This window comes from Cytobacillus sp. OWB-43, assembly GCF_034651445.1.
Taxonomy (GTDB): domain Bacteria; phylum Bacillota; class Bacilli; order Bacillales; family Cytobacillaceae; genus Cytobacillus; species Cytobacillus kochii.
This window is the reverse complement of the sequence record NZ_JAYEFF010000001.1, coordinates 544,747-564,774: the sequence shown is the minus strand read 5'-3', so window position 1 is coordinate 564,774 and position 20,028 is coordinate 544,747. Positions and strand designations below refer to the sequence as shown.

Below are 20,028 nucleotides of genomic sequence, written 5' to 3'. Positions count from 1 at the left end.
TTATTATAGCATAATTTCATCCATCTTTTACTTAACTGAGGGTGATTTTTACTCCAGGTCCAATATTTTCATTCATGAAATCATTTGGGTCCGTACTCATTACTTGGATTACACGATATTCAGAACCACTAGTTAATTCCACTAGTAACGGGATACCTTCAAAGTTAACCACTTTTTGTTTCGCATATTCAGATGGTTCAGCTTGGTATATCCATTCACTTGGCATGGCTGTATATAATATCATTGCACAAGCCCCTCCTGATGTTCATTGTTTTCAATTAACTCCTCAAGTTTTTTTAATGCTGGGCCAATACCACCTACTTCATTAATCAAACCAAATTCAACAGCATCAGCACCAATCACATTCGTTCCAATATCTCTTGTCAAATTTCCTTTAGCAAACATTAAGTCTTTAAACTTCTCTTCAGTAATCTGTGAGTGTTTTGTTACAAAGTTAATGACGCGTTCTTGCATTTTATCTAAATACTCAAAAGTTTGTGGCACCCCAATTACTAAGCCGGTTAACCGAATGGGGTGAATGGTCATCGTTGCTGATTCAGCAATATAGGCATAATCACAAGATACGGCTATAGGTACACCTATTGAGTGTCCACCACCTAACACGATTGAAACTGTAGGTTTCGACAATGATGCTAACATTTCAGCAAGCGCTAATCCTGCTTCTACATCTCCACCTACAGTATTTAATATTACTAACAAACCTTCTATTTTTGGATTTTGCTCAATGGCTACAATCTGAGGGATAAGATGTTCATATTTTGTTGTCTTATTTTGTGGCGGTAGTTGTAAATGCCCTTCTATTTGTCCAACGATAGTCAAACAGTGAATTTTGGAATCTTGAGATAGTTGCGGTACATTTGTTTGACCTAATTGCTGTATCTTTTCCATTAAAGGCGATTGTTTATCTTCTTTAGGTTGTTGCTCTTGATCATTCCCATTCATTTCAAAATCCATAAGACTTCTCCCTTCAAACTTTTATATATTTAGTATGAACAGGGATGGGATTTTCATTCTACTAATGCTTTTAGAAACGAAGATATCTATTATCGAAATAAAAATATAAGCAGGCAACCACGAATACGTAATTGCCTGCTTTTTTAGGACTCCATAATTATCGGTAAGATCATCGGACGACGTTTTGTTTTATCAAATAAGAACTGATTGAGACCTTCTCTCATATCTTGTTTGATACCTGACCAGTCAAAAGCTTCTTTCGATAGTTTGGCTTCAACAATTTCTTTTACCAATTTGCTTGCTTCTGCAAGTAATTCTTCAGATTCTCTAACATAAACAAAGCCTCTTGTAATAATTTCTGGTCCTGCTGAAATGATTTTTTGTTTTTTGTTTAACGTAACAACCACAAGTAATATCCCATCTTGAGATAATAACTTACGATCTCTAAGGACAATATTACCAACATCACCTACACCACTGCCATCAATTAATACATGTCCGGTTGGGATCTTCCCCACATTTTTCATGGTTCCTTTTGCTATTTCATATAATTCTCCCTTTTCAGGAATAAAAATAGCTTCACTTTCCATACCAGTCGACTCAGCTACTTTTGCATGTGCCTTTAACATCCTATATTCTCCATGAACAGGAAAGAAATATCTCGGATTCATTAAATTAATCATGAATTTAAGCTCTTCTTTGCTACCATGACTAGATGTATTAAAACTCCCTTTACCTGAGACCACATGTGCTCCTCCCCTGAACAATACATCAACTGTTTTTGATAAATAAACTTCCGAACCTCTCAAAGGAGAAGCAAAGAATATCACATAATCTCCAGATTGAATATGCACTTGACGGTGAGAGTTTTTCGCCATCTTATACAGTGCATCAATTGGCTCTCCTTGCGTACCTGTCACTAAATAAATGATTTCTTCATCTGCCAAGTTTTTCACATCGTTCATAGAAACCATTACGTCTTCATAAATATCCAAAAACCCTAATCTGATGGCAATATCATATATTTTTTGCAAACTTCTTCCTACTATTGCTACTTTTCGGTTAGTCTGTTTCGCAGCGTCAAATACTTGTTGAATCCTAATTAACTCAGACGCAAATGTAGCTACTACGACTCTCCCTTTTGCTTGATAAAAATGCTTCACTAAATCATCTAATACTTCAGCTTCAGATTTTGTGTAGCCCGGCTTTTCTGCTTCTGTACTATCAGATAATAAGCATAAAACGCCATTTTCTCCGATTTTAGCCATTTTTCCAATTTCGGCTTTATAAAGTGGGCCAGCCGCTTGGTCAAATTTAAAATCCCCAGTGTAGACGATACTGCCTTGTGAGGTATGAATACATACCCCAACACTGTCTGGGATGCTATGATTTGTTTTAAAAAATGAAATTTCACAATGATCAAAGTGTAGTTCAGTATCACTATGTATTTCCACTAGTTTAGCTTTCCCTTTAAATCCTTGCTCTTTCATTTTTGCTTTTGCTAACGCAATCGTAAGCTTAGTTCCGTATACCGGGGCCTCAATTTGACGAAGCAAATAAGATAAAGCTCCAATATGGTCTTCATGTCCGTGGGTTAAAAATACTCCTTGCACACGATCTTTTTGTTGAATAAGATAGGTGAAATCTGGAATAACCGTATCAATTCCAAGCATTTCGTTCTCTGGAAGCATTAAACCTGCATCGATTACGAATAAATCCTCATCAACTTCGATTATGTACATATTCTTTCCTAATTCACCAACTCCACCTAGTGCTGCTAACTTGATGCTTTCGTTCTGTCTTTTCACTTATGTATCCTCCTATAGTTCATTCACCCGATCAAAATCAGTTATTCCCATTATACTTTAACTAAGAAAATAATAACAACCAAATTTATGCATTTTTGCGGTTATTAAGCAATTTATCCAGTTAAATTAAGTAATTAAACACTTTAGTAATTAAAGAAGACGGCACAATAAAGGATAATTTTACTTTAGCAAATACTCTCCTCAAAAAGTGATACCTAATATCAAGTTTTTAATAATTCAGTTAGTCTTGCTTTTAAAAAAAGAACGTAAAAGACCCAAGAAACGTGTAAATTCCCTTCATCCCGATTGATGTATTGGATTTGGATTGAACAAGGACTAAATAGTAGTAATCAAAGATTTAAATATCTCTAGTTCAGCTAGTATGCGAAAACTTCTCCAAGGATAGCTGCACTACTTATGTTTGCTTAATATATTTTAGATTTGTGTGAAATATAAGATGAGCCCCCTTTTTACTCCACTATCCAGTGTAAATTTGTTATGACATCACAAAAAAAATCTGAACAATTCAAACCCTAAGGTGGGAATGAACGTTCAGAATTTTTTGCTAACTATTTAATAATGGCAATCAGTGTAGCTCTTTCTTGTTCAGAAAGTGGTACCATTGGTAAACGCACCGAACCGACATCAAGGCCTTTGACCTGCAAAGCGGTTTTAACTGGTACAGGACTTGGCGCTGCAAACATCGCTTCCATTATTGGTAGTAAGGATTGGTGCAATTTTGCAGCCTCTTGATAGTGTCCATCTAAAAATGCTTGCACCATTTCTTGAATTTCAGAGCCGATTATATGTGAGGCCACTGATACAACACCTGCTCCACCAATGGATAAGACTGGTAAAGCGATACCATCGTCGCCACTATATAACAAGAAATCGTCATCTGTTTCAGCGATAATCTTCGTCATTGCATTAAGATCACCACTCGCTTCTTTTACAGAGACAATATTTTTAATCTTGGATAGTTCAATAATTGTTTCAGGTGCAATATTAACAGATGATCGACCTGGAATATTATATAACATAACAGGTAAATCTGTACTTGCTGCGATCGCTTTAAAATGTTCATATAAGCCAGCTTGGTTTGGCTTATTGTAATAAGGAGCGACTAACATGATGGCATCTACACCAATTTCTGCTGCTTTTTTCGTTAATTCAATGGATGAGTAAGTATTATTGCTACCTGTACCGGCAATAACTGGCACGCGTCCATCCGTTACCTTCACTACATGTTTAAACAAAGCAAGCTTTTCTTCTTTCGTTAACGTAGGGGATTCGCCTGTTGTTCCAGCAACAACAAGGGAATCTGTCCCATTCTCAATCAAATGATTAATCAACTGAGTTGTCTTTGCAAAATCAATATGCCCATTGATATCGAATGGCGTAACCATTGCTGTTGAAACTCTTCCGAATAAAACCATTTTTACACCTCTTTTTAATAATCACTTATATCATTTCTACTTGATCTTTTTCTAAATGAAAGGCATCATGGAGTGCATTGACTGCTTTCGGCAAATCTTCTTGTTCAACTAAAACCCAAATAGTCGTATGGCTATCTGCTGATTGCATAATTCTAATGCCTTGTTCCGAAAGTGCTGTTACAATTTTAGAGGCAACACCAGGTACACCTTGCATACCTGCACCGACAACTGAAACTTTCGCACAGCCTCTTTCCACTTTTGGTTCATGACCTAATCCATTTAAAATTTGTATCGCTTTATCGGTCATTTCTTCGGTCACTGTATAGGTTACTCCATGTGGATAAATATTAATGAAATCAACGCTAATGCCTTCTTTAGCCATTGCCTTAAAAACCTCTGATTGTAGGTCATACTGATTTTCTTTAGCAACCACTTTAATTTGCGTAATATTCGCTACATGTGCAATCCCGGTAACCGGCCTTTCTTTTATATCTGTTCCTCTACTTTGTTTCGTAACAGCCGTAACTAGCGTCCCTAAACCGTCTGTATAAGTGGAACGGATACGAATGGGAATTTTTGATTGCATCGCGATTTCAACTGCTCGTGGATGAATAACCTTTGCACCTTGATAAGCCATATTGCAAACTTCCGTATAAGTTACGACATCCAAAGAACGTGCATTCTGTGCAATCCGCGGATCAGCTGTCATAATCCCTTCAACATCTGTGAATATATCAATCCACTCTGCATTAAGGGCAGAACCTAGCGCAGCTGCTGAAGTATCACTACCGCCACGTCCAATCGTCGTTGTATCACCGTTTCTAGCTGATCCTTGAAAGCCTGCAACGACAACAACATCATGTAATTCTAACTCGTTTTTTAAACGTTCACATTTCATATCAATAATTTTCGCATTCATATGATCATGATTTGTACGAAAACCAGCTTGCGCACCTGTTAATGCGGTCGCCGTTAGCTCATTTTCTAAAAGCATATTCGTAAATACAACACTTGAAATAACTTCTCCACAAGATAGTAATAAATCTGTTTCACGTTTATTGATTTTGGCAAGGGGCGCACCAACAAGTGATAATAACGTGTCTGTTGCATAAGGGTCTCCCTTTCTTCCCATTGCAGAAACAACAACTACCACTTTGAACCCTTCCTGAACGGCATTTTTAATATGCCTTAATGCATGACTCCTGCCTTCTTCATTTTTTACCGATGTACCGCCAAATTTTTGAACGACGATTTTCATCTTAACACCTCGAGTAATTGCAATTTATTTCACTAACTTTAATTTAACAAGACTTTCTGCGATTTGTACAGAATTCCAGGCTGCACCTTTTAGTAGATTATCAGAAACGACCCACATATGGAACCCTTTTGGCTCATCTAAGTCATTGCGAATACGACCGACGAACACTTCTGATTTACCAACACAATCTGCTGGCATTGGATAAATTTGCTGTTCAGGGTCATCTTGTAGTTCTATACCTGGTGCGGTACTTAACAAAGCTTTTATATCCTTTGCGTTAATGCCTTCCTGATCAATCTCAAAATACACAGATTCAGAATGACCAGTTCCTACGGGTAGACGAACACAAGTCGCAGCGACTGGTAAAGAAGGCAGATGCATAATTTTTTTCGTTTCATTAATCATTTTCATTTCTTCAAATGTATAACCGTTATCAACAAATTTATCTATTTGAGGAATGGCGTTAAAAGCGATTTGATAATGCTTTTTATCACCCTTTACTGGCAATACTTCAGGCGTGTATGCTTGATTATCTAGGATCGCTCTTGTTTGCTCTTGCAATTCATCAATAGCTGCTTGCCCTGAGCCAGAGACTGCTTGATAAGTGGAGACAATCACTTTATTTAAACCAAATGCTTTTCTAATCGGTTCAAGCGCTACAACCATTTGAATGGTTGAACAATTGGGGTTGGCAATGATGCCATTATGGTTATGCAAGTCTTCTTCATTTACTTCAGGTACGATGAGTGGAGTATTTTCATCCATACGGAATGCACTCGTATTATCAACCACAATTGCTCCTCTCTTTACAGCTTCTGGAGCTAATTGTTTGGATACACTTCCCCCTGCACTAAACAAGGCAATATCTACACCTTCAAAACTATCAGGTGTAGCTTCTTCTACAGTATATTCCTTACCGTTATATTGAATCTTCTTCCCAGCTGAGCGAGACGAAGATAATACTTTCAACGTTGATATCGGAAAAGCACGCTCTTCCAATGTTTTTAACATTTGTTCACCTACTGCTCCTGTTGCTCCTACTACAGCTACATGGAAGTCTTTTTTCTCTGTCATAACCATTTCTCCTTCCGGCCAACATAATGATTGATATTTTTTAGTTTACCTTTCAGCTAACAAACAAGTGAGCGACTATCTTTCAGTCGTATTTCAGCTATGAGAGCGAGCTAGAGATAGTATACTAAGATTATTTTATATTTTATCATATTCCCGCATTAAAAAATAAAATTTTATGAGAAAACATGGCTTATCGCCAAGTCTACTGGCGAAAGCCGTCGTCTGCTAAATATTCATGAGTTAACAAAAGGAACTATGATAAATCTCGAACTTAGTTACCATCTTTGTATCTTTCTACAATGACTGGCTGAATCTGTTCACCATTTATTGCTTTCACTATTGTATCAGATAATGCGGTCATACGGGCGACCATTGAGTTCGGTTTCTTCACCGGGTCATCTTGCCCAAATGGGATAAAATAAATATTTTTTGTTGACATTAAACGCATGAGATTTGTGCCATTTAAGCCAAGTGCATCATTAGTCGATATACCTAGTACAACTGGTTTTTCGTTCCTTAATGTTGCTTTGGCAGCCATAAGCACTGGAGAATCTGTCATAGCATTTGCAAATTTACTCATGGAGTTTCCTGTTAATGGGGCAACAACCATGCAATCTAATGGGATTTTCGGACCTAATGGTTCTGCTTTTACAATAGAATCGATGACTTTATTCCCAGTCACTTCTTCTATTCTTTTAATCCAATCTTCTCCATCGCCAAATCTTGTCACCGTGTTTTGAACTGTAAAAGTCACGACTGGTATTACTTCAGCTCCTGCCCCGACTAACTTCTCTATTTCCGGAAAAACGGCATCATATGTGCAATGCGACCCAGTTAACCCGAATCCTATTTTTTTCCCTTTTAAATTCATGATTGTTTATCCTCCCTTTCATCAAAATTAGCCAAAATCAATTGTGAAAGAACATTAGCTAAAATACGTCCCGCTGTTTTTGGTGCAACGATTCCTGGAAGGCCAGGTGCTAATAGTGCTTTGACCCCGCGTTTCTCTGCGTACCTAAAGTCCGTACCACCCGGTTTAGAAGCTAAATCAATAATGAGCGTATGAACTGGCATTTTCGCTATTACTGACGCCACCACGACTTGTACGGGAATTGTATTAATGCATATATCTGTATCCACAACGGCTTCTTCAATATCACTCAAATGAAAAGGCGTAAGACCCATTTCAGTTATTCTCGCTATATGCTCGCTTTTTCTAGCTCCTACTTTCACTTTAGCTCCTAAAGCATGAAATGCACGAGCTATACTCATACCTGTTCTTCCTAGTCCTAATACAGTCACATTTGATCCGTGAATTGTAAAATCAGTATGTTGAATGGCCATCATTAATGCACCTTCAACAGTGGGGATTGAATTGTATATTGCGACATCATCACGATTAAATAATTGAACAACTTCACGATCTGCTTTGGTTGAAATTTCTTGAAGATAAGGAGGATTAATACCAGAATAAATTTTACAATGTTGCGGTGTTTTCTTTAAAATTTCTTCATTTATTGTAATTTTTTCATTAGAGAAAATTGTATCAATCTGTCCATCCACCCCAGCCCCAGGCACTGGCAATATAATGGCGTCAATGCATGTAAAGTCAACTTCATCTAACTTCTCCTTTACTGCACCAGAAAAAGCGTGGTCAAGCTGTTCAAAACCAACTAAATATAATTTTGCATCCAATTCTGTCAGCTTACGAATGACCTCAAGCTGCCTTGCATCTCCGCCGATCACTGCAATTTGTAATCCTGTCAGCATGCAACACTCACCTTCTTTTAAAGAACTTTTTATGTTCTTTTACTCAATTACTTCAACATCTTATGTAGAAATGACCTATTCGGTGAGTTCTCTAACAAAGAATAGACTCTAAGTTTGAACCTTAGTTGTGAAGAGAAGATTGATAAAGAATGAAGGACGAAACTCCTTACTTTTAAAAAACACTTTAAATAAGAAAAGTTATTAAATAGTGAGGTAGCGACTCATCTTTATTCACATACAATAAAATGCTAAGTGAGGAGGAAATAAAATGAAAAACATAACAGATTCTAGGTTTATTACAACTGACGATCCGAAATCTCAGCAGTTTGTCTTCCAGTTACCTAAGGAATGGGAAACAAGACCCTATGAGTATGAATGGGCAAAAAATTTTGCAGACAAAAATGAAATTGTTCTCGATGCAGCCTGTGGATTGGGGCATCCCTTAAAATTTTATCTAAGTGAGATATGCAAACACACTTTTGCCTGTGATATCGATGAGAGATTATTAGACAGTAAAGCCATTTTGTTAGATATGAAGGAAACATATACACATGACGACATACAAGAAGGAAATGTACAGCGATTGTTAAACAACTTATCTATGAATTGCTGTTCCTTAACTGATTTACCATACAGTGGGCAACTATTTGATAAAATCTTCTGTATTTCCGTTATTGAACATTTAAGTATTGAGGATATATATAAAAGCCTTGTAGAGTTTAAACGTGTATTAAAAGAGGATGGACTTATTATTTTAACATGTGATTATCCTACCATCGATCTAGACATGTTCAATCGTATGATTCACGAAGCTGGATTAACCTTTTTTGATCATGTGACCTTCACCCGACCTTCTAATGTCCTCACATCAACTATATGGGGAGAATTAAGTTGTTTTCGTGCGGTTTTAAAAAAGAACAAAGGCTAAAGAAAATATAATTTTTATAATAAAAAAAGAACAATTTCCTATCTTAACAAACGGGAAATTGTTCTCTTTTATTTATAGCCCTTGAGGTAATTCACCATCTGGACTAATTAAGGCTAAGGAGTAGTCATCTGTAAAGATCTTTTTCGCCATTTCATTGACTTCATCCATTGATACTTCATCAATTTCTTCAATAATTTTATCTAATGTACGATGAGATCCAAGCAATAGTTCATTTTTGCCGTTACGGCTCATGCGACTATTTGTACTTTCTAAACTTAGCATTAAGCCACCTTTTAATTGCTCTTTACTATTGACTAATTCTTTTTCTGTTATTCCGTTTCGTTTTAAAACGTCTAATGTGTTCTGAATCGTTTCGAAAAGAACATTCATTTGTTTCGCACCGGTACCGCCATATATTGTAACCAAACCACTATCTTTAAAAGAAGAGTGATAAGAAAACACAGAGTAAGCGAGCCCCTTATCTTCCCTCACATCTTGGAATAAGCGACTACTCATGCTACCACCAAGAATATTATTTAGAACGATCAACTGATACATATCATCATGACCGACTGGAAGTCCGTTAAACCCTAAACAAAGATGCGCTTGTTCCGTTTCTTTCTTTCTGGCGATCTTATTATTGTGAAAAGTAGGTACTGTTTCGTTTACTGCCGGACTACCACCTGTATATGTACCAAAATGCGACTCAACTTCTTTAATAAATGATTCAGGCACATTACCTGCAATGGAGATGACGACATTCTCAGATATATAGTGATTATGCATATAGTCTCTTAATGTGTCCCCGTTAAACGTTTCTAGTGTTTCTTCCGTTCCGAGTATAGGGTACCCCAATGAATGACTTTCATATACACCCTTGCTTAAAACATCATGGACAATATCATCCGGTGTATCTTCATACATTTTAATTTCTTCGTAGACAACATTTTTCTCTTTTTTCAACTCTTCGTTATCGAAGGAAGAGTTGAAAAACATATCTGCTAGTACATCTAACGCAAATGAGGCGTGAGTATCCAGTACTTTTGCGTAATAGCATGTATATTCCTTTGATGTGAAAGCGTTCACTTGTCCACCAATACTATCAAAAGACTCCGCTATTTCTCTAGCTGTTTTTGACTCTGTACCTTTAAAAATCATATGTTCAAGAAAGTGGGAAATCCCATTATTCTCTTTATCTTCATTTCTTGATCCTGTTCCAATCCAAACGCCAATGGCAACAGAGCGGACAGTCGGAATATTTTCTAATACGATTCTTGTTCCATTTTTGCAAGTATATCTTTTAATCAAGCATGCTCCTCCTGTTCTGTTTGCAAGCTGTCTTTTTTTCGAATGATACGAAATGCTTTTCAAAACAACTGTTTATCATTCATTAGAAAAAAAGACTCATGATGGTAGAATAACATAAGTGTATCTATTGTTGCTATTTTTTGCAAAATCTCGCTTGTTATTTTTTCGGCTTTTCGTGTGATCCGATTCTTTCCTCTGATAATAAGGATGTCACTGTCCCAATTTGTAAGTCTTTGTCTTTAATCCCTACAATCATTCTGTCCAGTGCATTTGCTGTTGATTCTGTTGGATGCATTAAGACCATTGAACCATTTTCTACTTTATTGACTACACGATTAATAATCGTTTCAGGTGATGGTTTTTGCCAATCTATCGTATCGACAGTCCACATCACAGTAAGTAGTCCTTGCCCATTAGCAATGTTGACGGTTTGATTACGATAACTACCACTTGGGGGGGCAAACCATTTCACCTTTTGTTCAGTCGTCGCCTCTATGACTTCGTTAGTTTTCGCAATTTCTTCTTTCGTTTTTTGATCAGAAGCAACTTTCAAATCAGGATGCGTATAAGAATGATTGCCAATTTCGTGCCCTGCGGCAACAATCATTTTTGCTAAATCAGGGTTATTTTGCGTCCATCTTCCTTCTAAAAAAAACGTTGCTTTTACATTATGTTTCTTTAATGTTTCCAACATTTTAGGAAGATACTCATTTCCCCAAGCTACATTAATTAATAAACTAACCATCGGCTTGTCTGGATGGCCCTTATAAATCGGTGAAGGTTCTAAATCTTCTAGATGGATTTTTGGTTTTACTTCGGAAAATACGAGTTTCTCTTTATCAAAGGACCCGTCCTTTTTCATCTTTTTATAAGATGCATTCACATCAACCTTTAGTCCATTTAATCCTGGAATCGCCTTCCATACTCTATCTATAACAGCATCCTTGGCAGGTACTTCAAACGTCTTCGCTTGCTCCTTTATTTCTATTAAAAGCGGATCATCTACTTTACTTACCGATATGCTTTCATTCAGGGCTAAAGACATATATTGATCTGTTAACGGGTTCGCAACGATTAAAAATCCACTAATGACTATTACCAGCGTGTATCCAATTTTTCTCATAACACCAGCCTCCCTCTTCATTAAAATATGTTAAAGGAGGACAAGGTAGAACAGTTTAACTATTTGATAAAGCGCTTACATAATAACAATCCCTTTGACAAGTAAAAGAAACAAGCCAAGGGCTCACAAAAAACATCATCATTTTATATTCTAACAAAAAAAGAAAGAAAAAAATCAGGGGACAACCCTGACTTTCTTACAAGTTTATTTATTCTCAGCTTTTTCTTTTTGTTCACGCTGCTCTTTTAATACAGCTTTACGAGAAAGGTTCACTCTACCTTGTTTATCGATTTCCGTCACTTTTACAAGGACTTCATCACCTATTGAAAGCACATCTTCGACTTTTCCTACCCGCTCTTCAGCTAGTTCAGAAATATGAACAAGTCCATCTTTCCCATTAAAGATTTCTACGAAAGCACCAAATTTCTCTATGCGCTTCACTTTACCCAAATACATTTGTCCAACTTCTACTTCACGAACGATATCTTCAATGATTTTCTTCGCTTTTTGGTTCATCGCTTCATCGACTGAAGAAATAAATACTGTACCATCTTGTTCGATATCAATTTTTACGCCCGTTTCTTCAATGATTTTATTGATTTGTTTTCCACTTGGTCCAATAACATCACGGATTTTATCTGGGTTAATTGACATCATTAAGATTTTCGGTGCATATTGTGAAAGCTCTTTATTAGGTTCAGCAATTGTTGCTAGCATGGAATCAAGAATCTGCATTCTACCGATTTTTGCTTGTTGTAATGCCTCTTCTAAAATTTCTCTAGAAAGACCATCTATTTTAATATCCATTTGTAGTGCTGTAACGCCTTTACTTGTACCTGCTACTTTAAAGTCCATATCACCTAAGTGATCTTCCATTCCTTGAATATCGGTTAGAATAGAGTAATAATCACCTGATTTGATAAGACCCATCGCAATACCAGCAACTGGCGCTTTAATTGGTACCCCAGCGTCCATCATTGCTAAAGTACTTGCACAGATACTTGCTTGTGAGGTGGAACCATTAGATTCCAACACTTCAGAAACAAGTCGAATCGTATAAGGAAAATCCTTTTCTGATGGAATAATTGGTTCTAAAGCTCTTTCTCCTAAAGCACCGTGTCCGATTTCACGACGACCAGGTCCTCTCATCGGGCCAGTTTCACCAACACTGAAATTAGGAAAATTATAATGGTGCATAAAACGTTTTTCTTCTTCAATGCCAAGACCATCTAAAATTTGTACATCACCAAGCGCACCTAATGTACAAATGCTCAACGCTTGTGTTTGACCACGTGTAAACAGTCCTGATCCATGTGTACGTGGAAGTAAATCAATCTCAGATGACAGCGGACGAATTTCCTCTAGTCCACGCCCATCAGGTCTTACTTTATCTTCAGTAATTAAGCGGCGTACTTCTTGTTTAACAATTTTATCAAGTACTTGCTTTACTTGTTTAAGATAGTCATCATCAACTTCTTGCTCTTCAAAATGGGTGATCACTTTATCTTTGACAACTTTAATGGCCGCTTCTCTAGCATGTTTTTCTTGAACTTGAATAGCAGGAATCATATCCGCTTCACACATAGCGCGCACAGTTGCATTAATCTCTTCATCGACTTGATAAAGTGTAACTTCCATCTTGTCTTTACCAATTTCTTCAGCAATCTTCTCTTGGAAGGCAATTAATCGTTTTATCTCATCATGACCAAACATAATTGCTTCAAGCATCGTTTCTTCAGGAACTTCTTCTGCCCCTGCTTCTACCATGTTGATCGCATCTTTCGTACCAGCAACGACTAAATGAATATCACTTTTTTCTGTTTGTTCTACAGAAGGGTTAATGATAAATTCATTGTCAACTCTGCCAACAGTTACACCTGCAATTGGACCGGCAAACGGAATATCAGAAACACTTAATGCAAGAGATGACCCAAACATTGCCGCCATTTCCGAAGAACAATCTTGGTCGACACTCATAACCATACTGACAACTTGAACATCATTGCGGAAACCGTCCGGGAAAAGTGGTCGAATTGGTCTATCAATTAATCGGCTAGCTAGAATGGCTCTTTCACTTGGACGACCTTCACGTTTAATAAAGCCGCCAGGTATTTTACCGACTGCGTATAATCTTTCCTCATAGTTCACAGTAAGTGGAAAGAAATCTAAGTTCTTCGGTTCTTTTGATGCCGTTGCTGTACTTAGTACAGCTGTATCACCATAGCGAACCAATACAGCACCGTTTGCTTGCTTTGCTAATTGTCCAATTTCAACAGACAACTTGCGTCCAGCCCAATCTATGCTGTAGATATGCTTATCTTGTCCCATATTTGTACCCCTCTCTACCATTTCACTTACAAAATCATATATACTAAAGCAAAATGCCATGACATATTTTCATCATTAATACTATTATGCACACTTTTTCAAATATATAAAATAACAAAATTTTATGTAGAATAGCGTTTTTAGGCTAATAAAAAAGCGGGAAAAAATCCCGCTTCTTCAAATAAGAAGACAAGCTTCTTATTATCGACGTAAACCAAGCTTATTGATTAACTCACGGTAACGTTGTACATCTTTGTTACGAAGGTAAGTTAATAGGTTACGACGTTTACCTACCATTTTTAATAGACCACGACGAGAGTGGTGATCTTTCTTATGAGTACGTAAATGTTCGTTCAAATTGTTGATTTCTTCTGTAAGGACAGCGATTTGAACTTCTGGAGATCCAGTATCATTTTCATGAGTTTTGTACTCACTGATAAGTTCATTTTTACGTTCTTTAGTGATTGCCATCCGATTCACCTCCTAAAATTTCAATCCCCTGTTACTGAGCGAGCGTCGGTGACTCGACTTGCCAAGCAAAGGTTCATCAATCAATACGTTTATAAGAATACAACTTTTTTAGACAAAATGCAAGAATTAACCGTTGTTTTTTGCAAAATAATCGAGTGTTGCTTGCTTATCTTTAGCAATTTGCTCTATTAAAGCTTCAATTCCATTAAACTTTCGTTCATCTCTAATATGTTGATGCCACTCTACTTCAACCTCTTCACCATATATATCTTGATCGAAATCAAAAATATGAACTTCAATAGAAGGGGTCTTTAAGTCATCATGGAAAGTTGGCTTATAGCCTAAATTACAGACCCCTTTACGCCATTTTCCTTGAACAAAAATTCTTACAGCGTAAACACCTGTAGGCGGGGTGATGAAATCTTCGCTAACAGCAACGTTTGCTGTTGGAAAACCTAATTGTCTCCCTCTTTGATCACCTTGCACGACCGGACCACTAACTGTATAGTATCTTCCCAAAAGCGGAGGGATTTTTTCAACGCTCCCCTCTTTTAAGTAAGACCTAATAAGCGAGGAACTAATCTTGGCATTATCTCTTTTTAATTGTGGAATCGTGGTTGTAGAGAAATACCCTTTAGCATGTGTCTTTATCGTATCCATAGTGCCTTTTCCGAATTTACCATACGTATAATCAAATCCAGCAGATACATGTGATACATTTAAATCAATAATATACTGATCGATAAAAGCTTCTGGATCTAGATTAGCAAATGCTTTAGAAAAGTGCACAATAAATAAATAATCAATGCCTAACTGTGCAACAATCTTAATTTTCTCATTTATCGGTGTGATGTATCTAATTTGTTCTTGTGGATCACCTAATACAGCTGATGGATGAGGATCAAATGTCATTACGGCACTTTTCAACCCTAGTTCAGCTGCCTTCTCCTTTGCATTTTGCATCACTTTCTGGTGACCAAGATGAACACCGTCGAAAAAGCCCAATGCCATTGAAAGAGGTGGCCAGCTATCTTTAGTATGGTTATGTGGATGTACTATTTTTATAACTTCCATGATCATTCACCTTTTTATATTGTTTAAACATGAAGATAGGCATAGAACGTCTACTTTATGTTAAAGAACGTTTACCTTTACCCTATTCACCTATGTATAGAACTTTAGTTGGCTTTATTATACCTGGTTTATCAGGATGATGGATATACAGGGCTAACGCTTGATTGTTCACAGTCTCCATTACAATAGGACCAGATACACTCTCAAGTTCTTCGGGAGTAGGAAGAACTGCGCCATTCTTCACTTTCATTGCTACTTTATCATTTATTTGATATTTCGGCAAATAGCTAATCCCCCATTCTAAAGGTTTGAGCACATCAGCTATTCTTCCCTCGTTCATCACTTCCTCCACTTGTGGTAATGTCAAACAATCCTCAATAGTAAAGTCTGCAGACCGGATGCGAGTTAAATCAGACATATGGGCAGGATAACCAAGAAGTTCACCCATCATAACTGCTAATGTTCTAATATATGTTCCTTTTCCACATGCAACACGAAAACGAAAAGTAATCCGTTCCCCATTATATACTTCCTGCTCATTTAGCAAGGTGATACGATCAATGCGCACTTTTCTACTTGGCCGCTCCACTTCTTGCCCTAGTCGTGCATATTCATAAAGTCTTTTACCATTCACTTTAACAGCAGAATACAGGGGTGGTGTTTGGACAATCTCTCCAGTTAATTGCTGGAACACCGCGATAATCTCTTCTCGAGTAATCGGTTTATCTACCTTCTTCTCTTCAACCACTTCACCTGAGGCATCTTCTGTCGTTGTAGAGAAACCTATTGTGACCTCTCCTTCATACTCTTTACCTGCATCCGTAATATATTCGGCAACCTTCGTAGCACGTCCAATACAAATAGGTAATACGCCAGTTACCTCAGGGTCCAATGTTCCTGTGTGACCCACCTTTTTCGTTTTTAGAATCTTGCGTAACTTGAATACACAGTCATGAGAAGTCATTCCTTTTGGCTTTAATAAAGGTAATATTCCTTCCATTTTGTACGCCCCCTTTCAAATTCAAATTAAGGTGAAATAAATACGGATAGACAAACGTCTATCCGCCAATCATTATTTATTCCTTATCTTTGGATTGACCGTCATCTTGAATTTGATGAAGGAGTGTTTCAATACGATTACCGTAATCGATTGATTCGTCAAACTCAAAAGTGATTTCAGGGGTTTTTCTCAAACGTATTCTCTGACCAATTTCAGAACGGATAAACCCTTTAGCTTTAGCCAATCCTCTCAATGTATCTTCTCTTTGCTCTTCATTACCGAGAACAGAAATATAGACAGTAGCTTGTTGTAAATCACCTGTCACATGAACGTCTGTTACTGTTACAAATCCCACTCGTGGATCTTTAATTTTTCGACCGATAATTTCTCCGAGCTCTTTTTTCATTTGCTCGCCAACTCTATTTGATCTTAGGCTCAATTGTTACACCTCTTTTTCAAAGCCATTCAATGTCTGTAATTGTCCGTTCAATCTCAGGAAAAGAATCAATTAATTTAAGCGCATTTGAAAGCTCCCACTCAACGGCTTGCTTACTTGAAGCTACAGCAGTTATGGCAATTTGCGTATGTTGCCATGTATCTTGAAACCCTACTTCTGCAACAGAAATGTTAAACTTCTGTTGCAGACGAGTGAGGATTCGCTGTAATACACTTCTCTTCTCCTTTAATGAACGAGCATCATATATCATACACTCACACGAAACCAAACCTACAATCATTTACGCTCAATTTCTTGCATAATATAAGCTTCAATGATGTCGCCTTCTTTGACATCATTGTAGTTCTTAATTGTGATACCACATTCGTAATTTGTTGCTACTTCTTTCGCATCATCTTTGAAGCGTTTTAACGCATCAATTTCACCTTCGAAAATAACAACGCCATCTCTAATTAGGCGAATACCAGAATCTCTTGTGATTTTACCTTCCGTAACATAAGAACCAGCAATTGTACCAATTTTTGATACTTTAAATGTTTGACGGACTTCTGCTTGACCAATAATTTTTTCTTCAAACTCTGGGTCTAGCATCCCTTTCATTGCTAATTCAATTTCTTCAATTACGTTATAAATGATGCGGTGTAGACGAATATCAACATCTTCTGCTTCAGCAGCACGTTTTGCATTCGTATCTGGTCTTACGTTAAAGCCGATAACGATTGCGTTAAATGCAGCAGCAAGCGTAATATCTGATTCATTAATGGCACCCGCACCTGTATGAAGAATACGTACTTTTACGCCTTCTACATCAATCTTATTTAATGCGGAAGTTAGGGCTTCAGCAGAACCTTGGACATCAGCTTTTACAACGATGTTTATGTCCTTCATTTCCCCTTCTTTCATATGCTCAAATAAGTTATCAAGGCTAACACGAGATTTCTCAGATCTTTGTGCTTGTAGAGCTAATTGTGCACGTGCTTCCCCTACTTGGCGCGCAGATTTCTCGTCTTCTAGAACAGCAAATCTGTCACCTGCTTGAGGGACATCATTCAATCCTGTAATTTCTACAGGAGTAGATGGTCCCGCAGTTTTTACTCGACGTCCAAGGTCATTAACCATTGCACGTACGCGTCCAAATGTATTACCGACAACAATCGGATCACCAACCTTCAATGTTCCGTTTTGTACAAGTAATGTGGCTACTGATCCTCTACCTTTATCAAGCTGTGCTTCAATAACTGTTCCGACAGCATTACGATTAGGGTTCGCCTTATATTCTTCTACTTCACCAACAAGGAGAATCATTTCTAACAACTCATCAATACCGTCACCTTTAATGGCTGAAATCGGTACAAAGATTGTATCTCCGCCCCATGCTTCAGGAACTAATCCATGTTCTGTTAGCTCTTGCATTACACGGTCAGGATTTGCCGCTTCTTTATCCATTTTATTAACAGCAACAATAATTGGTACCTCAGCAGCTTTAGCATGGTTAATTGCTTCAATTGTCTGCGGCATCACACCATCATCCGCTGCAACAACTAAAATTGTAATATCAGTTATTTTCGCTCCACGGGCACGCATTGTTGTAAATGCCGCATGACCAGGTGTATCTAGAAATGTAATCTTCTTACCTTTATCTTCTACTTGATAGGCACCGATATGCTGTGTAATTCCACCAGCTTCGCCAGCAGTTACCTTTGTGTGGCGAATGGAATCAAGTAATGTCGTTTTACCATGGTCAACGTGACCCATAATCGTTACAACAGATGGACGTTCCTCAAGATTAGTCTCTTCATCTTCAGTGAAATATGCTTCTAAATCTGTCACATCTACTAATACTTCTTCTTCTACATCAACACCATATTCGCCTGCAATTAACTCAATTGAATCTTTATCTAGTTCTTGGTTAATTGTTGCCATCACACCAAGCATAAATAGCTTTTTAATGATTTCTGAAGGCTCTCTATGGAGCTTCTTAGCAAGCTCACCAACCGTTAGTGATTCAGTAAAAGTAATTTTCTCTGGTAATTCTTTTACTTTTTTAGGTGCTGGTGGTTGAGGTGGCTTCTGCCCTTTATTCTTTGGTTTATTTTTTTGATTATTATTGCGATTAGGTTTTTGATTCTTATTATTATTATTATTTGGCTTATTTCTATTGCCTTTTGGTGCACCTGCTGGTTTATTTTTCTGATTGTTTGCAGGTTGTGCTTGCGCTGATTGTTGTTTTTGTGGTTGCTTCTCTTCTTGCTTATTGTAAATACCGTCTAATTTTGTTACTTCACCTGGTTCTAATGTTGTCATATGATTCGAAACCTCTATATTCATTTCCTTTAATTTCGTAATTACATCTTTACTAGATAGATTATGTTTTTTAGCATATTCGTAAACGCGAATTTTACTCATGCTTTCACCCCCGCTAGAATTAATCGAGCAACGTTAATAGCTTTTTGGCGAATCCAGCGTCTAAAACAGCCACCACTACTCTTGCTTCCTTGCCAATTGCTTGCCCTAACAATTCTCTGTCTGGGACAATCTTATAAGGAACAGCATAAGATTTACATTTGTCTGTTACTTTTTTTGTCGTATTAGCAGAAGCATCTGCAGACAACAAAACCAGCTTCGCTTTCCCTTTTCTAATATCGCTTATAGAAAGCTCTTCACCTGAAGTGATTTTACGCGCTCGATTGGCCAAGCCAAGTAATGACATCCATTTTCTCTCATTCATTTTGGACGGTCATTTCTCCTTTTCAATAAGATCTAAAAGTTCGTTATATATGTCCTCATCCACTTGTACATCTAGATGACTAGCTAAAATATTTTTCTTTTTTGCAAGTAAGATGGCTTCCTTGCTTTTTGTAAGATACGCTCCACGACCGGATTTCTTACCTGTAACATCAACCGAAACTTCGCCTTCTTTTGAGCGAACAATGCGTACGAGTGATTTCTTCGGCATCATTTCTCCCGTCGCTATACATTTTCTCATCGGAATTTTTCTGCTTTTGTTCACCAGCCATT

Annotated in this window: 20 protein-coding genes; 1 reads left to right on the top strand and 19 read right to left on the bottom strand. The window is 37.3% G+C overall.

Features of this window, described 5'->3' with window-relative positions; all coding sequences use genetic code 11:
• Positions 1 to 31: 31 nt before the first annotated feature.
• From U9M49_RS02890 to dpaA, 8 genes are all read right to left on the bottom strand, one after another.
• Positions 32 to 244 (bottom strand): YlzJ-like family protein, encoded by a 213-nt coding sequence (locus tag U9M49_RS02890; protein WP_095369475.1) that lies wholly within the window; start codon positions 242 to 244, stop codon positions 32 to 34.
• Positions 241 to 963 carry a ClpP family protease gene (locus tag U9M49_RS02885; protein WP_233435397.1) on the bottom strand — a complete coding sequence of 241 codons (723 nt, stop codon included), beginning with the start codon at positions 961 to 963 and terminating at the stop codon, positions 241 to 243. The genes U9M49_RS02890 and U9M49_RS02885 overlap by 4 nt, the downstream gene beginning before the upstream one ends.
• Before the next feature lie 155 nt (positions 964 to 1,118).
• Complete coding sequence (locus U9M49_RS02880; protein ID WP_218971969.1) at positions 1,119 to 2,783, bottom strand: ribonuclease J; 1,665 nt, start codon at positions 2,781 to 2,783, stop codon at positions 1,119 to 1,121.
• A 569-nt stretch (positions 2,784 to 3,352) separates the two neighbouring features.
• Positions 3,353 to 4,219, bottom strand: coding sequence for a 4-hydroxy-tetrahydrodipicolinate synthase (gene dapA / locus U9M49_RS02875; RefSeq protein WP_095369477.1), 867 nt, complete (start codon positions 4,217 to 4,219; stop codon positions 3,353 to 3,355).
• A 25-nt stretch (positions 4,220 to 4,244) separates the two neighbouring features.
• Positions 4,245 to 5,477, bottom strand: a complete 1,233-nt coding sequence (gene dapG / locus U9M49_RS02870) for an aspartate kinase (RefSeq protein ID WP_307314365.1) — start codon at positions 5,475 to 5,477, stop codon at positions 4,245 to 4,247.
• Between the two features lie 24 nt (positions 5,478 to 5,501).
• Positions 5,502 to 6,551 carry an aspartate-semialdehyde dehydrogenase gene (gene asd, locus U9M49_RS02865; protein WP_095369479.1) on the bottom strand — a complete coding sequence of 350 codons (1,050 nt, stop codon included), beginning with the start codon at positions 6,549 to 6,551 and terminating at the stop codon, positions 5,502 to 5,504.
• A gap of 271 nt (positions 6,552 to 6,822) precedes the next feature.
• Positions 6,823 to 7,422, bottom strand: coding sequence for a dipicolinate synthase subunit B (gene dpaB, locus U9M49_RS02860; protein WP_095369480.1), 600 nt, complete (start codon positions 7,420 to 7,422; stop codon positions 6,823 to 6,825).
• The gene (gene dpaA / locus U9M49_RS02855) at positions 7,419 to 8,321 is read right to left on the bottom strand and encodes a dipicolinic acid synthetase subunit A (protein ID WP_095369481.1); all 903 of its coding nucleotides are present in this window, start codon (positions 8,319 to 8,321) and stop codon (positions 7,419 to 7,421) included. Before dpaA ends, dpaB begins: the two co-directional genes overlap by 4 nt.
• Before the next feature lie 268 nt (positions 8,322 to 8,589).
• Here dpaA and U9M49_RS02850 point away from each other — a divergent pair, with 268 nt between their 5' ends.
• Entirely contained in the window at positions 8,590 to 9,249 is a 660-nt protein-coding gene (locus U9M49_RS02850; protein WP_322909242.1) for a class I SAM-dependent methyltransferase, read from the top strand.
• Between the two features lie 72 nt (positions 9,250 to 9,321).
• Here the strand turns inward: U9M49_RS02850 and U9M49_RS02845 are convergent, their stop codons facing one another.
• From U9M49_RS02845 to rnpM, 11 genes are all read right to left on the bottom strand, one after another.
• The gene (locus tag U9M49_RS02845; protein ID WP_322909241.1) at positions 9,322 to 10,557 is read right to left on the bottom strand and encodes a pitrilysin family protein; all 1,236 of its coding nucleotides are present in this window, start codon (positions 10,555 to 10,557) and stop codon (positions 9,322 to 9,324) included.
• 157 nt (positions 10,558 to 10,714) lie between these two features.
• A complete protein-coding gene (locus U9M49_RS02840; RefSeq protein WP_322909240.1) occupies positions 10,715 to 11,680 on the bottom strand; it encodes a polysaccharide deacetylase family protein in 966 nt (321 codons plus the stop codon).
• Between the two features lie 204 nt (positions 11,681 to 11,884).
• Positions 11,885 to 14,008: a polyribonucleotide nucleotidyltransferase gene (gene pnp / locus U9M49_RS02835; RefSeq protein WP_095369485.1), complete on the bottom strand. Its 2,124-nt coding sequence runs from the start codon at positions 14,006 to 14,008 to the stop codon at positions 11,885 to 11,887.
• A gap of 201 nt (positions 14,009 to 14,209) precedes the next feature.
• Entirely contained in the window at positions 14,210 to 14,479 is a 270-nt protein-coding gene (rpsO, locus tag U9M49_RS02830) for a 30S ribosomal protein S15 (RefSeq protein WP_095369486.1), read from the bottom strand.
• Between the two features lie 126 nt (positions 14,480 to 14,605).
• Positions 14,606 to 15,553, bottom strand: coding sequence for a bifunctional riboflavin kinase/FAD synthetase (ribF, locus tag U9M49_RS02825; RefSeq protein WP_095369487.1), 948 nt, complete (start codon positions 15,551 to 15,553; stop codon positions 14,606 to 14,608).
• An 82-nt stretch (positions 15,554 to 15,635) separates the two neighbouring features.
• Complete coding sequence (truB, locus tag U9M49_RS02820) at positions 15,636 to 16,553, bottom strand: tRNA pseudouridine(55) synthase TruB (RefSeq protein WP_095369488.1); 918 nt, start codon at positions 16,551 to 16,553, stop codon at positions 15,636 to 15,638.
• Positions 16,554 to 16,629: 76 nt separating this feature from the next.
• Positions 16,630 to 16,992: a 30S ribosome-binding factor RbfA gene (rbfA, locus tag U9M49_RS02815; protein WP_095369489.1), complete on the bottom strand. Its 363-nt coding sequence runs from the start codon at positions 16,990 to 16,992 to the stop codon at positions 16,630 to 16,632.
• A gap of 16 nt (positions 16,993 to 17,008) precedes the next feature.
• The gene (locus U9M49_RS02810) at positions 17,009 to 17,290 is read right to left on the bottom strand and encodes a DUF503 domain-containing protein (RefSeq protein WP_095369490.1); all 282 of its coding nucleotides are present in this window, start codon (positions 17,288 to 17,290) and stop codon (positions 17,009 to 17,011) included.
• Positions 17,287 to 19,416, bottom strand: coding sequence for a translation initiation factor IF-2 (infB, locus tag U9M49_RS02805; protein WP_095369491.1), 2,130 nt, complete (start codon positions 19,414 to 19,416; stop codon positions 17,287 to 17,289). Before infB ends, U9M49_RS02810 begins: the two co-directional genes overlap by 4 nt.
• Before the next feature lie 19 nt (positions 19,417 to 19,435).
• Positions 19,436 to 19,738: a YlxQ family RNA-binding protein gene (locus U9M49_RS02800; protein WP_095369492.1), complete on the bottom strand. Its 303-nt coding sequence runs from the start codon at positions 19,736 to 19,738 to the stop codon at positions 19,436 to 19,438.
• 9 nt (positions 19,739 to 19,747) lie between these two features.
• Positions 19,748 to 20,020 (bottom strand): RNase P modulator RnpM, encoded by a 273-nt coding sequence (gene rnpM, locus U9M49_RS02795; protein ID WP_095369493.1) that lies wholly within the window; start codon positions 20,018 to 20,020, stop codon positions 19,748 to 19,750.
• Positions 20,021 to 20,028 lie beyond the last annotated feature (8 nt).